The organism is Mesorhizobium sp. WSM4822, assembly GCF_055811155.1.
In genome coordinates, this window is the sequence record NZ_JBVVQM010000007.1 from 57423 (window position 1) to 73666 (window position 16244).

Sequence of the window (16244 nt, forward strand, 5' to 3'; positions counted from 1 at the left end):
TCCGCCTGCCGGCACCTTCTCCCCGTATAGTGACGGGGAGAAGGGAACTACTTCGATCAGTCTTCGTTGGCCTTGACGGTGACGCCGAGCGTCTTCGGTAGGTCGAGCGGGTTGGACATGGCGCCCGCCATGATCAGTGCGAACGGCACGGATGCCGGCGGCTCGGCCGAGATTTCGAGGCTCTTCGGATCATCGAGGAATTTGCTGACCGCGGCCGTAACCTGCGCCGTCAGTTCCGGATTGTTGAGCTGCGCCATGCCGAACGGCACGATCGCCTTGGCCTGGTTGGCGATGTCCTTGCCGGACATGCCTTGCTGCTTGCCGACATAGTCCAGAACCTTGTTGGTCAGCGAATCGTCGTCGAAGCGGATCGAGGCGCTGTTGAACGAAAGCTGCTGCAATAGGCCGAGCATGGCCATGCCTTGCGCCGAATTGTCGGCGCCTTCAGGCTGTGCCGCCATCTTCTTCTGCATTTCCTGCAGCGACTTGATAAAGTCCAGCGTGTAGCCGCCGAGATTGAAGGTCATGCCGAGCGTGCCGGCATTCTCGACCGAGATGTCGTATTTCGACAGTTCCATCTTGCCGTCCGTGGGCTGCCAGGTGCCGGCCATTTCGAGATTGCCCGCGATGTTCTGGTAGCCGAGCGCGTTGATGACTTCCTTGGACTTGGGATCGTCCACCAGCGTCAGGTCGGCATTGAATTTTTCCGTGGTTGCGGTGAATTCCATCGCCTTGCCGTCCGCCGGCGGCGTGATTTCGATGGCAAGCCCGTCCATCGAGAAGGCGGTCTTGTCGGCGACCTTGACGGTCATGTTCGAGAGTTCGGCTGACTTGTACATCATCAGCGAGCCCAGCGGGCCGGTGGCGCCGTCGGCCGGAACTGTCATGTCATGGATGACGAAGGGGCTGAGGTCGAGGGTAACGCCGTCCTTGCTGTGTGTGAAGGCAGCCGTCGATACGGTGGCGATGTCATAGCCGCCATTTGCCTCGGTCACGCCTTCGAGTTTGACGTCGCCGATGGGAAGCGCTTCCTTCTCCGCCGCCGGTTTGATGGCAACGCCCTGCAGCACCATGCTGGTGTTGTCGCCGGTCACGCCGGTCCAGGTGATGTCGACACCTTGTGCGACAAGCGCTGCCTTCAGCCGGTCGGCCACTGCCGTATCCTGTGCGAGGGCCGCATTCAGCGGCAGCGTGAGCAAGAAGGTCGAAAAAGCCAGTGTCTTGAGAGTTGAGCGTTTGATTGTCATCGCAAGGTCCCTGAGAGTGTCCTGAAATTGTTTTTTCAATTATTTGCGCCATCACCATTCCGTGACGAACTGGACCGGAAAAAGGCGTGTCCCGGCACATTGGTCAAAAATCGCGGTGAAAGGCAAACCCGATCCCACCGTCTTTGCGCAAACCGGTGAATTTGTCATGAAGAGCCGATAGCCGGATATCGTCGCGCTTGGCCATAGAACCCGCATGTAACAGGCTGATGTTGGCAGACATCTCCCGGGGTGCGGTTTCATGTTGCAGAAAGGCCGGTATCTCCGTCGGGCTCTTGCCGCGAATCACCCGCTCGGCTAGTCCGAGCCCATGGGAAAAAGGCTTTTGCCGCCTGAAAATGGCGGTGGCGATCATATCGAGCCGGTCGATCTGAAGAAGGCGCTGGAAGAGCGCTATCTGGCCTATGCGCTGTCGACCATCATGCACCGGGCACTGCCCGATGTGCGCGACGGACTGAAGCCGGTCCATCGCCGCATCATGCACGCCATGCGCCTGCTGCGGCTCAACCCCGACCAGGGCTTTGCCAAATGCGCCCGCATCGTCGGCGAGGTGATGGGCAAGTTCCACCCGCATGGGGACCAGTCGATCTATGACGCGCTGGTGCGGTTGGCGCAGGATTTTTCGATGCGCTATCCCTTGGTCGACGGGCAGGGCAATTTCGGCAACATCGACGGTGATAACGCCGCCGCCATGCGCTACACTGAAGCGCGCATGACCGATGTGGCGACCGAACTCTTGTCCGGCATCACCGAGGATGCCGTCGATTATCGGCCGACCTACAATGAAGAAGACGAGGAGCCGGTGGTTTTGCCCGGCGCCTTTCCGAATCTGCTGGCCAACGGCTCGTCCGGCATCGCGGTGGGCATGGCGACATCGATCCCGCCCCACAACGCCGCCGAGCTTTGCGATGCCGCACTTCACCTGATCGAAAACCGGGACGCGCCGGTGGCGAAGCTGATGGAGTTTGTCCAGGGGCCGGATTTCCCGACCGGCGGCATCATCGTCGACAGCCGCGCCTCGATCCTCGAAGCCTATCAAACCGGCCGCGGTGGCTTTCGCGTGCGCTCGAAGTGGTTCCAGGAGGACCAGGGCAGGGGCACCTGGAGCATCGTCGTCACCGAAATACCCTACGGCGTGCAGAAGGCGCGGCTGATCGAGAAGATCGCCGAACTGCTGATGGCGCGCAAGCTGCCGCTGCTCGAGGACATCAGGGACGAAAGCGCCGAGGACGTCCGCGTCGTGCTGGTGCCGAAGAGCCGTTCGGTCGATCCCGGCATTCTGATGGAATCGCTGTTCAAGCTGACCGAACTCGAAAGCCGCTTCCCGCTCAACATGAATGTGCTGTCGCGCGGCAAGGTGCCCAACGTGCTGTCGCTGAAGGGCGTGCTGCAGGAGTGGCTCGAGCACCGCCGCGAGGTTTTGATCCGCCGCTCGAAACATCGGCTTGGCGAGATCGAAAGACGGCTTGAGATACTTGCCGGCTACCTGATCGCCTACCTCAACATCGACGAGGTGATCAGGATAATCCGCGAGGAGGATGAGCCAAAGCAGGTGATGATGGCCCGCTGGTCGCTCACCGACAACCAGGCCGAGGCCATCCTCAATATGCGCCTGCGCGCGCTGCGCAAGCTCGAAGAATTCGAGATCCGCAAGGAATTCGACGGCCTGAGCGCGGAGAAGAAGCAGATCGAGGCACTGCTTGCTTCAAACGAGAAGCAGTGGGCGACGATCAAATGCGAAGTCACCAATATCCGCGACAAGTTCGGTCCGGAGACCGAACTCGGCAAGCGTCGCACCCAGTTCGCCGACGCGCCCGAGCATGATCTGACCGACATCGCCCACGCCATGATCGAGCGCGAGCCGGTCACCGTCGTCGTGTCGGAAAAGGGCTGGCTGCGGGCGATGAAGGGGCATCTGGCCGATCTCTCGACGCTGACCTTCAAGGAGGGCGACAGCCTCAAGCTCGCCTTCCATGCCCAGACCACCGACAAGGTGCTGGTCTTCACCACCGGCGGCAAATTCTACACCATCGGCGCCGACCGGCTGCCTGGCGGGCGAGGCCATGGCGAGCCGATCCGCATCATCGTCGATATGGACAATGATCAGGACATCGTCACCGCCTTCGTCCACGACCCGAAGCGCAAGCTGCTGCTGGCCTCGCACGACGCCAACGGTTTCATCGTGCCGGAGGAGGAGGTCGTCGCCAACACCCGCAAGGGCAAGCAGGTGATGAACGTCAAGGCGCCGGACGAAGCCAAGCGCTGCATCCCGATCACCGGCGACCATCTCGCCATCGTCGGCGAGAATCGCAAGATGCTGGTGTTCGCGCTCGCCGAGATTCCGGAGATGGGCCGCGGCAAGGGCGTGCGACTGCAGAAATACAAGGATGGCGGCCTTCTCGATCTCAAGCCGTTCACGCTGGAGACCGGCCTCTCCTGGCAGGATTCGGCCGACCGCACCTTCACAAGGTCGCGCGAGGAACTGGCCGAGTGGATCGGTGCCCGCGCGTCGGCCGGACGGATGGTGCCAAAGGGATTCCCGAGGACGGGGAAATTTGGGTAGCGCTGCTAATCTCCCCCCTTGAGGGGGAGATGTCGCCAAAGGCGACAGAGGGGGTCGGCACGACTGGAGGCGACTTCCTTCGCCGGCAGAGAATGCTAGCGCTTCACGCGCGGCGACCCCCTCTGGCCTGCCGGCCATCTCCCCCTCGAGGGGGGAGATCCCCAATGATTTGGACTATCGTCACGATTGCTGCACTATATCAGTGCATAGACAGGAGGGGTGTTTGGGAGAGCCAGGCGTTTGAAGGAAGCAAAAATCCAGAAACCGGAACGGCAGCAACGCCTGTTCGGCCTGTCGACGCCGCTCAGGTCCGCCGTCATCCCGCCGCTGTCGGCGGCGCGCTGGCTGCTGGTGCTGATCGTCGCCGCCGGCGTTTATTTCTTCCACGGCTTCCTGTTTCCGGTGCTGGCGGCGCTCGTCATCGCTTTCGCAAGCTGGCCGCTTTACCGCCGCCTGCTTGTCGCGGTCAGTGGCAACCGCACCATCGCCGCGACCTTAGCCATCCTCTTCATCTTAGCCTTCCTGGTGATCCCGATCGCGCTCGCCGGCACCTATGCGATCAACGAGGTCCGCGAATGGGTCGCCTGGGCGATCGAGACCAACCGTCATGGCGCGGTGACACCGCACTGGATCGCCACCATGCCTGTCGTGGGCGAGTGGCTGAACCAGCAGTGGACGACCAATTTCGGCCATCCCGGCGGCATTGGTGAACTGATCCAGCTGGTCAGCGGCGCTAACATCGGCAGCATCTATCGCGGTGTGCTGGCCGCCGGCGGCAGCGCTTTCGGCTTGCTCCTGACATTGTTGTTCATGATGATCGCGTTGTTCTTCGCCTATCGCGACGGCGAGCATTTTGCCGGCCAGGTCGACCGTCTCGGCGAACGCATCCTGCCGACCAGATGGGAACGGATTTCGCGCGTCGTGCCCGCGACGATCTCGTCGACCGTGACCGGCATGACCGTGATCGCCATCGGCGAAGGCCTGGTGCTGGGCATCGCCTACTGGCTGGCCGGCGTGCCGTCGCCGGTCACGCTTGGCGCCTTGACCGGCGTCATGGCGCTGATCCCTGGCGGTGCGCCACTGTCGTTCACGCTGGTCTCGATCTATCTGGCCGCCAGCGGCTCGCCGATGGCCGGGCTGGCACTGTTCCTCTGGGGTGCGGTCGAACTGTTCATCGTCGACAAGACACTGCGCCCGAAGCTCGTCGGCGGGCCGATAAAACTGCCCTTCCTGCCGACCTTTTTCGGCCTGATCGGCGGCGTCAAGACCATGGGATTTCTCGGCCTGTTTATCGGCCCGGTGCTGATGGCCCTGCTGGTCGCGATCTGGCGCGAATGGCTTCGCGAGGTGGAAATGGCCGATGAAATCGTCCCGGGCTCGCCAGCCGAAATTGAAGCCGGTCCGCAAATCGAGGTCCTGCCGGAACCCGACGTGGCGAAGAAGGCCAGCGCCTGATCTCAACGCGCCTTAGACCGGATGTCGCACCGCAAGGTCGCCACGCCGCTTGCGTCCCTCGTGAAGCTGCCACAGCGAATGCGCGATCAGCGTGACGATCAGGATCGCGCCGCCGATCAGGCTGTTGCGCGTCGGTGTTTCGGCAAAGATCATCCACACCCAGACCGGCGCCAGCACGGTTTCGAGCAGGTAGAACATCGCCACTTCAGGGCCCGAAATGTATTTCGGCCCGGCGGCAAGGCAGAAGAACGCTATCGGCATGACGACGGCGCCGTTGAGGATGATCCACCAGGGCGCCTCCACCTGAAAGCCGGTGTTGGAGACCATGAACGCCGCCAGCCCGAAGGGCAGGACGACGCCGATCAGTGAGGTAAAGCCCATATCCTTGCCGCTGGCGCGCGAGATGGTGATGGCGCAGGCGATCAGAAAGGCCGAACACAACGCCATCAGGTCGCCGAACAGATGTCCGGTGCCGACGGAATCGCCGACGATGATGACGACGCCGCCAATCATCATGGCCAATGCCGCAAAGGTCAGCGGCCGCGGCCGCTCCTTCAGGAACACCCATGAAAGCAGCGCGGCGAACATGGTTGTGAAGGCCAGGATGAACACCAGGTTGGCGGTCGAGGTGTTGTAGACGGCTGTGATGAACGCAATCGCGCCGAGCCCGTAGATCGCGGCAACGATCAGGCCCGACCAGCCAGGTATCAGCTGCGGCGCATCCTTGCTGAACGAGCGCCAGATGGTCCACATGATCAGTGCCGCGGCCAAGGTGCAGCCGGTGCGCAGCAGCAAGATTGTCCACGCCTCGCCGTGGGCGAGCCGGATCAGCGGGATGTCCACGGTCAGCGTCAGCCCGCCAAATGCGGTGAGCAGAAGTCCTTTGGTGTGAGTATCGTGAGACGACATGCAGCGACTTTCACAATGAATTCGGGAGAGGATGGCGGACCGGCGCAATCGCACGCTCTCCGCCAACCAGCGGAAAGACCAGCATCGTCTCGATTGAAAATGTTTAAGCCCGGACTTGGGAAAGAGTAATCAGCGCGCGACCGCTTCGTTGGTGTAGCGCTCCCAGCCCTTCGGGCCGAGATGCTCCTGCGGCATGAAGCGCATCTTATAATTCATCTTGCGCGAGCCGTTGACCCAGTAGCCGAGATAGACATGGGGCAGGCCCATCGCCCTGGCGCGGGCGATGTGGTCGAGGATCATGAACGTGCCGAGCGACCGTTCCTCGAAATCGGGATTGAAGTAGGAATAGACCATCGACAAGCCGTCGGCCATCTTGTCGGTGAGCGCCACCGCGATCAGCTCGCCCTGTCCCTTGCCGGTGATGAACGTGTCTGGTCCACGCCGCCGATACTCGATCACCTTGGTGTCGACATGGGTATCCTCGACCATCATCGCATAGTCGAGCACCGTCATATCGGACATGCCGCCACGGCGGTGGCGGGCATCGAGATAGCTGCGGAACAGGGAATATTGTTCGGTCGAAGGCTCGGCATTGTGCATGTGACCGACGAGGTCGGAATTGTGCTGCAGCACGCGCTTCATGTTGCGGCTGGCGACGAATTCCTGGGCGAGGATGCGTACCGAAACGCAGGCGCGGCAGGTCTCGCAGGCCGGCCTGTAGGCGATGTTCTGCGAACGCCGGAAGCCGCCTTGCGTCAAGAGGTCGTTCATCTCCGCCGCCTTGTCGCCAACCAGGTGCGTGAACACCTTGCGCTCGAACTGGCCGTCCAGATAGGGGCACGGCGACGGCGCGGTCAGAAAGAACTGCGGCGACTGGGTCGGATGCTGCGTCATCGAGCCTTGGAAACACTCCTTCGAATCGCTCTACCTTTGGCGCGGACAGCGAAAAATTCAACAGGATTATGTGGGCGTGGTCGACTCGACGCCTTCACATTTGTGCTCAATCGGTTGCGACTGCTCTTCAGAGGGCCGTTTCAGCGGTCGGTGCGGCTGACGACCGTGCCAAGCAAAAGATCGTGCAAGGTGCGCTTGCGGTCGGAAAACAGCGTTACCAGCAGGACGAGCGGCGACAGGATGACATTGCCGGCCCAGAACAGCACCGAATGGACGACCGCGGTGAGGCCGTCGATCGGCCTCCCGTCGAGCCGGTCGAGGCGGATGCCCACCATCTTCATGCCCGTGGTGGCCTGGTCGGTGCTGCCCAGCGTGTTCCAGATGTAGAGGATGGCCACAGTCGGCAACAGGATACCGAACAGCATCCAGCCAAGCCCGAGGGTCAAAAGCCCGAGGAAGAACACCAGAATGGCAAACGGAATGGTAAGCAGCGCGACGATGACATAGTCGATCACGAAAGCCAGAATGCGCTTCGTGCGCACGCCGTCATAGGCCCTGACATCGTCGAGCCTGCTGGTGATGATTTCGCCGTCGAGAACGCGCGCGTTCATGTCATTTCCTCGTAACAAGGTCCGACATAAGGGTGCGGACCGCTCAGCCATGAAATGGTGAAGGCCTGTGGCGGAATCAAGATCGGGCTTCTTGCGGTGCGCCGGCCTTCAAGGCGCCAGGCGCAATCTGAACCGGTTGAATTTGCGGCGCGGATAGCATTAGCTTGCTGCGGCGCAGCAAAAGCGCACATGGCAGGGGACGGGGCAATATGGACTACGACATGCTGGTCATCGGCAGCGGCCCTTCCGGTCGCCGGGCCGCGGTGCAGTCGGCCAAGCTCGGCAAATCGGTGCTGGTGGTCGATCGCGGCCGGCGTCTGGGCGGTGTCTCGGTGCATACCGGCACCATCCCGTCGAAAACGCTGCGCGAAACGGTGCTCAACCTTTCGGGTTGGCGTGAGCGCGGCTTCTACGGGCGCGGCTACCGGGTCAAGCAGGATATCTCGGTCGGCGATCTGGTCGAGCGCCTGCACAAGACGCTCGACCATGAGGTCGAGGTGCTGCAGCACCAGTTCATGCGCAACACGGTCAAGAGCGCCCGGGCTGCGGTGAAATTCCTTGGCCCCAACAAGGTCAGCCTGACCACCGACACCGGCGATTACAGCGAGGTCGGTTTTGCTAATGCGCTGATCGCGGTCGGCACCAGGCCGCACCGGCCGCGCGATGTGCCTTTCGACAAGACCCGAATCTTCGACAGCGACGAGATGCTGGAACTCGACCGCTTGCCGCGCACGCTGACGGTGATCGGCGCCGGCGTCATCGGGGTCGAATATGCAACGATCTTTTCCGCGCTCGACGTGCCGGTAACCTTGGTCGAGCCGCGGAACTCCATCCTAGATTTCGTCGACCGCGAGATCGTCGACGATTTCATCCACCAGATGCGCGATCGCGGCATGACCATCCGGCTGGGCAGCGCGGTGAAGGAAATCCGCTCCAAGCCGGACGCCGCCGAAGTGGAACTGGCCGATGGCCGCACCATTCGTTCAGAGGTCGTGCTCTACGCCGCCGGCCGCACCGGCAATGTCGGCAACCTGGGCCTGGATGTCGTCGGCATCGATGCCGACTCCAGAGGGCGTATCAAGGTCGACCCGCATACGTTCCAGACCAGCGTGCCCAACATCTACGCCGCCGGCGACGTCATCGGCTTTCCGAGCCTGGCCTCGACTTCGATGGAGCAGGGCAGAGTGGCGGCCTGCCATGCCTTCGGCGTGCCGTTGCCGCCGCCACCGGAGACCTTTCCCTATGGCATCTACGCGGTGCCGGAAATCTCGACGGTCGGCCAGTCCGAGGAACAGGTGCGTGAGAGCGGTGCGGCCTATGAGATCGGCGTGGCGCGTTTTCGCGAAACCTCGCGCGGCCACATCATGGGCGTCAACACCGGTTTCCTGAAACTGTTGTTCTCGGTCGAAACGCGCCGTCTGCTCGGCGCGCACATCATCGGCGAGGGCGCCACCGAGCTCATCCACATCGGCCAGGCGGTGATCAATCTCGGCGGCACCGTCGACTTCTTCGTCAACAACACCTTCAACTATCCGACGCTCGCCGAAGCCTACAAGATCGCCGGACTGGATGCCTGGAACCGGATGGGACGAGGGTAGGCAGGCTGGTCATGCCGGCGAGCCTGTCAGCCTGCCGTCGCCAACGCCGCCGATCCCGACAGCCATTGCCTGACGATTGCCGCGTCGGCGCTGCCGAATTCGTGACCTGATGGGACAATCCGGGCGTCGATCTCGGCGCCATGCTGGCTGAGCAATGTCACCAGAGCAGGGGTGAAGGGCGCATAGGTGAGGTCGGCGGCGCCGGCGATCATCAGCACCCGCGCCTTTGACAGATCCGTCGCCGGCACGTGATCGAGCACCGGCATCGGCCGCAGCAGTGCGGCGCGCTCTATAAGACCCGGATACAGCAGCATCAGGCTCGAAACCAGATTGGCGCCGTTCGAATAGCCGAGGAACGTCGCGCGTGAGAGATCGAGATGGTGGCGTGTGGCCGCGTCGGCGACGAAGCCCGCAAAGGCATCGGTCTCGGTGCGGATGCTGTGCTGTTCGAAGCGCGTCGGCGTGATGCGCGCGAACCAGCGGAAACCATCCTCCTGGACAATGCGGCCACGCACCGCGATCAGCTTGGCCCGCGGTGCGATCTCTCGTGCCAGCGGCACCAATGTCGTCTCGTCGACACCCGATCCATGCAGCAGGAAGAGACATTCGCCGGTTGAATCCACCGGGCTGTAAAGCCGGTAGCTGAAGGCCAGATCACGCCGCAGCGCACCATCTTGTGAGGTCTCTTCGATCATCGCGCATCCTCTTGATTATATGAGGTTTCGCTCAATTTGCCGGCTTCAAAACGCAATATTTTCAAGCTCCGCGAAAGTTGATTGAACCGGGCGCATTACAGTCCGTTTCTCCGCCGATAACATTCCTTCGGGAGGAATCGAAGCGGTGCGCCGGGGGTCGCATTGCCCGGCATGAACAACCAGCTTTGAGGCCTTTTTGTCGATGACCACCCAGATTTCCCCGGACCGCGATGCGCGTGTCCCAGACCGCGAGTCGCGCGTGTCGGAGCGCGATGCGCGTGTCCCGGATCGCACTGAGCGCGACACGCGCATAGACGTGCTCCGTGCTCTCGCTTTGCTGACCATCTATGTCGACCATGTGCCAGGTACCGCCTTCGAGTATCTGACCTACAAGAATTTCGGCTTTTCCGATGCGGCTGAAGTCTTCGTGCTGATCTCCGGCATTTCGGTCGCGCTCGCCTATGGCAGGAAATTCCAACCTGGAAACCGGTTGCTGGCAACCCTGAAGATTTTGCGCCGCGCCGGTGTGCTTTATGCCACCCACATCGTCACCACCATGGTGGTGATGGCCATCTTCTGCGCCGCGGCGGTGTTTGCCAGACGGCCGGAGCTTCTGACGATGATCAACATCGAGCCGTTGATCAAGAATACGCCGCAGGTGCTGATCGGCATCGTGACGCTCGGCCACCAACTCGGCTACAACAACATACTGCCCGTCTATGCGGTGCTGCTCTTGCTGACGCCGGTGTTCCTGCTCATTGTCAGCTATCGGCCGGTCTTGGCACTGGTCGCCTCCGGCGCCCTGTGGCTGGTCGCGGGGGTTTATCAAATTGCTCCGCCCAACTATCCCGAGCCCGGCTTCTGGTTTCTTAACCCGCTGTCGTGGCAGTTCCTTTTCAACATCGGCCTGGCAGGTGCATTGCATGTGCGTCGCGGCGGTACCATCCCGGTCAATCGCTGGCTGGTTGGCGCGGCCTTGGCCTACACCGCTGTGGCACTGGTCTGGGTGCACAGCCCGCTTTGGGGGCATATCTCCTGGTTTGGCCTGCCTCCGGTGCTGACCGGCTTCGACAAGACGTTCCTGTCGCTGCCGAGGCTGCTGCATATATTGGCGGTGAGCTACCTGATCGTGGCCTTCCCGGCGGTCTCGAACCTGTTTCGCACCGGACGCGATCATCCGCTTGCCATATTGGGCAAACGATCGCTGCCGGTTTTCATTGCCGGCACGGTGCTTGCAATGGCGGCGCAAGTGCTGAAGCTGATCAATCCGGGCGGATTTGCCTATGACAGCCTGTTGATATCGGCCGGCATCGTCATGCAGTTCGCGCTCGCCTACTATCTCGAATGGCTATCGGGCCTTGCCTGGTCCGGCAAAAGCAGGCCGGCTCACAACGCCGCACCGCCCGTCCATGCTGCATCCTTCGCGATGCCGGCCATGGCGACAAGAATGGGCCGTTGAGCTCAGGCGGGCGAGGGGCCGGATGAGGCTCGCACCACGAGTTGGACCGGCAGCGATTGCCGGCTGAACGAACCGTCATTTTCAAGGATCGCCTTGACGGCAAGGCGGCCCATCTCGGCGATCGGCTGGACGATCGTGGTCAGCGGCGGCTTGGAAACCGCCCCCTCCGGAACACCGTCGAAGCCGACGACCGAAACATCGCCCGGCACCGCAATGTCGTGCTGCCGCAGCCAGTCCAGCGCATGGAGCGCCATCCTGTCGGACATCGCCAGAATGGCTGTCGGCGTCTCGGCACCGGCGAAAATATGGTCGAGGCCGGCCCAAACGCTCTTCTCGTCATTGACGGTTTCGTAGATAGGCACCCGCGAGACGTCGACGCCGACCCGGGAGAGTTCAGCGAAATAGCCACGCAAGCGGTCGCGCGTAGCGGAGTAGAGGGCCATTTCCACCTGCTCCCTTGTGGTAGGGCCGAAGCCTGCGTCGGCACAGGGCAGGGTAAGCACGGCAAAGCGGCGATGTCCGAGTTCGGTCAGGTGGCGGGCTGCCAGGCCAGCCCCGGCAATGTTGTCGACGCCGATCGCTGCAACGGCGTCGTCGTCGTCCGAATCGAGATCGAGCGCGACAAAAGGGAGTTTGCGTTCACGCGCCAGTTCGACCAGCCTTGAACCGCCATCGACGCAAAAGACGATGAAACCGTCGACCAGCGCACTTTGGATGTTCCAGGCAAGCTGTTCGTTGTTGGCTGCGGAGACCAGCGAAATCCCCGCACCGGTCGCGTCGCAGGCCTGCGAGATGCTGGCCATCATCACCCGGGCAAAGGGGTCGTCGAAGAAATAGGAGAGGGGTTCCGCGGTCGCGACACCGATGGCATTGACCTTGCCGGCGCGCAGCAGCCGGCCCTTGGGATCTGGTCCGCCATATCCCATGGCCTCGGCTGCCGCCTTGACCCGCTCGCGGACCTCCTCGCGCACGATGTCCGGCCGGGCGAACACGTTGGACGCGGTGCCGTGCGACACGCCGGCCGCCTTGGCAATGTCCGCCAGACGGACCGGTCTTGTCTTTGCAGAGGTCAATGGCGCCATCTTCGTCTCCTGAATTCCTTCCATCTAACACTTTCGTTGGATCGGTTCAAATTTTGACTTGATCACAGTCTCGGCAAGGCGTATGTTTGAATCGATCCAAGCAAACGGCGGTTCTCTAAATTGGATCGGTTCAACATATTTAGGGGAGTTGTGCCATGCATCCCGTCAATTTTCTGTTCGAAGATATTTACCGCAACGACTGGAGCATCTCGTCGAACACCACGACGCAGAAGCGCCGTGGCAAAGCCAGCCCATGGGTTCGCGAGTTGCGGTTCCTTGTGGAGCGCAAGCGGAGCTGATCGGGGTCGGTTTTTCGCGCCTGTCGATTGGATCGATTCAAGGACTAAAGGAGCGCACATCATGCATCCCGTCAGCTATCTGTTCGAAGACATCTACCGCAACTATTGGGGCATCGCGCCGGCCTCCAAGAGGCCGGAACGGCATTGGTTGGCGAAGCTGCGGCGACGCAATCGCGAATTGCTCATCAAGCCCGAGCGCCGGCAGGACTAGCAGCCCACGCTTTTACATTTGGCGCGGGCAGGCGTCAGGAACGCATGCGCACCAGCGCCGAGGCGGCGATCGCCAGCCAGCCGGTAATGAGTAGCGTGCCGCCGATCGGCGCCGACAGCGGGAACAGCCGCGACCCGATGAAATCGCGGGCCAGCAGATCGCCGCAGAACAGCAGAAGCCCAACCAGCAGGATCAGGCTGCCGATGCGCAGCATCCGGTTCGCCCCAAGCAATCCGGCGGCGAGGAAGACCGGCGCATGCATCAGCAGGAAGGATGCGGCGGTGCCGACGAAGGCGCCGCCCAGATGCGCCGCCGCGGCCGACAGCGCCACGCCGGCGGCGCCGCACAGGCCGCCGGCCAGGACGAGGATACGGCCGCTGTTGTCGGAAGGTCGTTCGGCCGTGCTCATGTCCATGGCTCCGTGATATCAGGGGATGCCCAATCCCGTCAGGACTTGCCGGCTTTGGCGAGCATGTCCTGCTCGCGGCGCGACTGTGCGAGCCAGTTATACACCGCGCCCCCGGCCATCAAGACGGATGTGCCCAGAAACACCGAGCGCATGCCGAAATGGCCACCGGCAAAGCCGCCCAGCAGGGGGCCGGCGACCTGCCCGACATACTGGGCGGAAATCGACAGCCCGAGCACATTGCCGCCGACCCCATCGGGAACATTGTGGCGGATCACGCTGGTGATGCAGGGCAAGAGCCCGCCCAGCGCCAGGCCCATCAGGAAACGCAGGCCGATGAGTTGCCAGCTTTGCGTGACGAAGGCCTGCGGGATCAGCAGCAGTGCCGAGACGGCAAGCGCGCCGATGATGACGTTCCAGTGGCCGACGCGGTCGGCGAGTTTGCCGAGGCGCGAAGCCGACAGGATGGCGCCAAGGGCCGCCGCCGACATGACGACGCCTGATATCAGCGTGACGCGGCTCTGATCCTCGATGAGTTGCTGCACATAGACGGTGATGATCGGCTCGATCGACATGGTTGCGAAGCTCAACAGCATGCCGGTCGCCAGCATGGCGACGACAGGCCGCTTGTCGGGGATTTGTGCCCAGCCGCCTTTCTGCTTCTGCTTCGACGCGGCGTCTGCTGTTTTCGGCCGGGGATTCTCCTTGATCAGAAACGTGGTCGCCAGGAACGCCAGGAAGATGACGCCGCCGGAGAGGAGAAAGGTGGCGCGGATGCCGATCAGCGGCGGCAGGGCGCCGCCCACCAGTGGGCCGACCAGAGCCCCACCCGTGATGCCGGCCGACAGCAGGCCCAGCGCCCAGCCGGAGCGTTCCTTCGGCGTCTGCATGGCAACGAGGATGGTCGATCCCGAGGAATAGCCACCGGCAAACCCGATCAGCAGCCGCAGCAGCACCAGTTGCCAGACCGTCTGTACCATGCCGGTCAGCGACATGCATATGGCCATGCCGAAGCTGGCGCGAACCAGCATCACCTTGCGGCCGTAGCGGTCGCCGAGACGTCCCCAGAGCGGCGCCACCAGCGCCGCCGCGAAGAACGTCGCGCCATAGGCAATCCCCGACCATTGCACGATCGCCGCGTGGCCCTCGGCGCCGAGCTGCTCGATATAGAGCGGCAGGAACGGCAAAAGCAGCGTCATGGCGACAAGCGTCGAAAACGATCCGGCAACGCACACGAACAGATTGCGCCGCCAGTGGATGTTGTAGGTGCTGTCGGTCGCCGGGGGCGTGTTCTGCTGCTGCATGTCATATGTCCTGTCCCAGCAACTCTTATCGATGCTTGCTGCGGATACCAATTTGGGATACCAAGATGGTGCCCCTGATGGACGCAAGCTTGACCGCTGTCAATGCGACCGTCTCAAACGTGATCGGAAAAGGCGGCCGGCAAGACGATCGCCAGCAACGATCAGAAAATGGAAACGACAATGTCGCAGATGCAGAGCGTCGAAAAACAGCTTCGGCAAATGATCCTGGGCCTCGAGATCGGTCCCGGCGAGAAGCTGACGGAGCGCTGGATCGAGAGCCGCTTCGGCGCGTCGCGAACCCCGGTCAGGGCAGCACTTCTGCGGCTTGAGACCGAGGGCCTGGTCGGCAGGGACGGACGTGGCTGGACGGTGTCGCCGATCAATCTGGCTGAACTCGAGCAGATCGCCGTCTACAGGGAGGCAGTCGAGGTTGCGGCACTTCGCCTGACATGCGGCCTGGCGGACCGGAGCGCCGTCGATGTCATCGAGGCGATGCTCGAGTCCTGCGACAACGACACGCCGCGCGAGGAATGGCATCGCGTCGGCATGGATTTTCACATCGAACTGGCGCGTCTGTCGGGCAATGAATTCCTGTTCCGGGCGGTGCGCGATGCCATGACGCGCCTGTCGCGGGCGCGTTGGCTGGAGGTCCGCGACGAAGCGGCCCTCAGCCGCGCCTGGGCTGAACATCGCGCCATACTGGCGTCGGCACGCCTTGGCGACGCCGATGAAGCCGCGCGCCTGCTGTCAGACCACATCGTCGGCAGCCGCGACCGGCTGGTGAAGTCGCTCGCCAACGATCGGCGCGGTCTTCGCGCCAGAGGCTTTGCCGTCGTTGCTGCTTAAAGGTGGATGAAGGGGCGCAAAGCGGCGTCTGGACGTATGCGCACTTTCGCCTCGCTTCGCAGACGCCGATGGCGTAAGGAGCGGCCATGGAAAACAACCGATTTGAAACACCTGTGACTGTGAAGTCAGTCGCGGCGGGAAGCACTCAGCTCTTGCGCACGGCGCGTGAGGCTTCCGACTACCTCCTCAACAGCTGGCCCGGCAAGCGCAGCCCCAAGCATCGCGCGGCCCTGCAGGCCTGCCATGACGCACTCGCCGGCGACAAACCGGCGATGAACGCCAGGCGCGCCTTCATCGCGGCAGCACGCGAAGTGGACGTGTTCGTCAGCGACAAGGCGCCCGCCTGACACAAGCCGACATTTGGGGCGGCAATCTGGATTGAGGCACGGCCCGCATCTGCGGGCCGTTTGCCGTCACTTTGCCGTTTCGGTTTCGGCTTCAGTCTCGTCTTCGGGCTTCGAACGTTCCCGCGCTGCAACCTTGGCTGCCAGCTTCTCGGCCTTTTTGGCCGCCTTCTGGCGGTCGCGTTCCTTGCGTTCCTGATCGTAGTTTGGTGGTCGCGCCATATCGGCTCCTTTTCACTGCCTTGCGGCTCTGGTCCTGCCTAGGAGCATTAGCCGTCAAACACAACAGCTGAAGCGATAGTG

Annotated in this window: 18 protein-coding genes; 8 read left to right on the forward strand and 10 right to left on the reverse strand. The window is 62.5% G+C overall.

Going from position 1 to position 16244, the window contains the following annotated elements; translation table 11 throughout:
- Window positions 1-56 precede the first annotated feature (56 nt).
- Window positions 57-1247, reverse strand: coding sequence for a hypothetical protein (locus AC0L3E_RS17180; protein ID WP_473605239.1), 1191 nt, complete (start codon window positions 1245-1247; stop codon window positions 57-59).
- Window positions 1248-1350: 103 nt separating this feature from the next.
- Window positions 1351-1620 carry a hypothetical protein gene (locus AC0L3E_RS17185; protein ID WP_473605240.1) on the reverse strand — a complete coding sequence of 90 codons (270 nt, stop codon included), beginning with the start codon at window positions 1618-1620 and terminating at the stop codon, window positions 1351-1353.
- Between AC0L3E_RS17185 and parC the strand changes: the two genes are divergently transcribed.
- Window positions 1576-3828: a DNA topoisomerase IV subunit A gene (gene parC, locus AC0L3E_RS17190; protein WP_473605241.1), complete on the forward strand. Its 2253-nt coding sequence runs from the start codon at window positions 1576-1578 to the stop codon at window positions 3826-3828. The genes AC0L3E_RS17185 and parC overlap by 45 nt on opposite strands.
- 240 nt (window positions 3829-4068) lie before the next feature.
- Entirely contained in the window at window positions 4069-5283 is a 1215-nt protein-coding gene (locus AC0L3E_RS17195) for an AI-2E family transporter (RefSeq protein ID WP_292334810.1), read from the forward strand.
- 12 nt (window positions 5284-5295) lie between these two features.
- On the opposite strand, the gene AC0L3E_RS17200 is transcribed toward AC0L3E_RS17195, so the two are convergent.
- The 3 genes from AC0L3E_RS17200 to AC0L3E_RS17210 all read right to left on the reverse strand — a co-directional run bounded on the left by AC0L3E_RS17200 (window position 5296) and on the right by AC0L3E_RS17210 (window position 7697).
- Complete coding sequence (locus tag AC0L3E_RS17200; RefSeq protein WP_473605242.1) at window positions 5296-6192, reverse strand: DMT family transporter; 897 nt, start codon at window positions 6190-6192, stop codon at window positions 5296-5298.
- Between the two features lie 129 nt (window positions 6193-6321).
- A complete protein-coding gene (locus tag AC0L3E_RS17205; protein ID WP_023810205.1) occupies window positions 6322-7086 on the reverse strand; it encodes an arginyltransferase in 765 nt (254 codons plus the stop codon).
- A gap of 140 nt (window positions 7087-7226) precedes the next feature.
- Window positions 7227-7697: an RDD family protein gene (locus AC0L3E_RS17210; RefSeq protein ID WP_127322646.1), complete on the reverse strand. Its 471-nt coding sequence runs from the start codon at window positions 7695-7697 to the stop codon at window positions 7227-7229.
- Between the two features lie 209 nt (window positions 7698-7906).
- On the opposite strand from AC0L3E_RS17210, the gene sthA reads away from it, so the two are divergent.
- Window positions 7907-9295 carry a Si-specific NAD(P)(+) transhydrogenase gene (sthA, locus tag AC0L3E_RS17215; RefSeq protein ID WP_127267508.1) on the forward strand — a complete coding sequence of 463 codons (1389 nt, stop codon included), beginning with the start codon at window positions 7907-7909 and terminating at the stop codon, window positions 9293-9295.
- Between the two features lie 26 nt (window positions 9296-9321).
- Here the strand turns inward: sthA and AC0L3E_RS17220 are convergent, their stop codons facing one another.
- A complete protein-coding gene (locus AC0L3E_RS17220) occupies window positions 9322-9990 on the reverse strand; it encodes an alpha/beta hydrolase (RefSeq protein WP_128309724.1) in 669 nt (222 codons plus the stop codon).
- A gap of 202 nt (window positions 9991-10192) precedes the next feature.
- Between AC0L3E_RS17220 and AC0L3E_RS17225 the strand changes: the two genes are divergently transcribed.
- Window positions 10193-11449 (forward strand): OpgC family protein, encoded by a 1257-nt coding sequence (locus tag AC0L3E_RS17225; RefSeq protein ID WP_473605243.1) that lies wholly within the window; start codon window positions 10193-10195, stop codon window positions 11447-11449.
- 2 nt (window positions 11450-11451) lie between these two features.
- On the opposite strand, the gene AC0L3E_RS17230 is transcribed toward AC0L3E_RS17225, so the two are convergent.
- The gene (locus AC0L3E_RS17230; protein ID WP_127329911.1) at window positions 11452-12531 is read right to left on the reverse strand and encodes a LacI family DNA-binding transcriptional regulator; all 1080 of its coding nucleotides are present in this window, start codon (window positions 12529-12531) and stop codon (window positions 11452-11454) included.
- Window positions 12532-12686: 155 nt separating this feature from the next.
- Here AC0L3E_RS17230 and AC0L3E_RS17235 point away from each other — a divergent pair, with 155 nt between their 5' ends.
- Both AC0L3E_RS17235 and AC0L3E_RS17240 read left to right on the forward strand, forming a co-directional pair.
- Window positions 12687-12830 carry a hypothetical protein gene (locus AC0L3E_RS17235; RefSeq protein WP_126068772.1) on the forward strand — a complete coding sequence of 48 codons (144 nt, stop codon included), beginning with the start codon at window positions 12687-12689 and terminating at the stop codon, window positions 12828-12830.
- A 61-nt stretch (window positions 12831-12891) separates the two neighbouring features.
- On the forward strand, window positions 12892-13041 hold the full coding sequence (locus AC0L3E_RS17240; RefSeq protein WP_127321981.1) for a hypothetical protein: 150 nt from the start codon (window positions 12892-12894) through the stop codon (window positions 13039-13041).
- 34 nt (window positions 13042-13075) lie between these two features.
- On the opposite strand, the gene AC0L3E_RS17245 is transcribed toward AC0L3E_RS17240, so the two are convergent.
- Both AC0L3E_RS17245 and AC0L3E_RS17250 read right to left on the reverse strand, forming a co-directional pair.
- Window positions 13076-13450 carry a DUF423 domain-containing protein gene (locus AC0L3E_RS17245; protein ID WP_127272732.1) on the reverse strand — a complete coding sequence of 125 codons (375 nt, stop codon included), beginning with the start codon at window positions 13448-13450 and terminating at the stop codon, window positions 13076-13078.
- 38 nt (window positions 13451-13488) lie between these two features.
- Window positions 13489-14751 (reverse strand): multidrug efflux MFS transporter, encoded by a 1263-nt coding sequence (locus tag AC0L3E_RS17250; RefSeq protein ID WP_127272733.1) that lies wholly within the window; start codon window positions 14749-14751, stop codon window positions 13489-13491.
- Window positions 14752-14931: 180 nt separating this feature from the next.
- Between AC0L3E_RS17250 and AC0L3E_RS17255 the strand changes: the two genes are divergently transcribed.
- A complete protein-coding gene (locus tag AC0L3E_RS17255; protein WP_473605244.1) occupies window positions 14932-15597 on the forward strand; it encodes a GntR family transcriptional regulator in 666 nt (221 codons plus the stop codon).
- Between the two features lie 86 nt (window positions 15598-15683).
- On the forward strand, window positions 15684-15944 hold the full coding sequence (locus tag AC0L3E_RS17260) for a DUF982 domain-containing protein (RefSeq protein WP_013532263.1): 261 nt from the start codon (window positions 15684-15686) through the stop codon (window positions 15942-15944).
- 66 nt (window positions 15945-16010) lie between these two features.
- On the opposite strand, the gene AC0L3E_RS17265 is transcribed toward AC0L3E_RS17260, so the two are convergent.
- Window positions 16011-16163, reverse strand: coding sequence for a hypothetical protein (locus AC0L3E_RS17265; protein ID WP_013532262.1), 153 nt, complete (start codon window positions 16161-16163; stop codon window positions 16011-16013).
- Window positions 16164-16244: the final 81 nt, after the last annotated feature.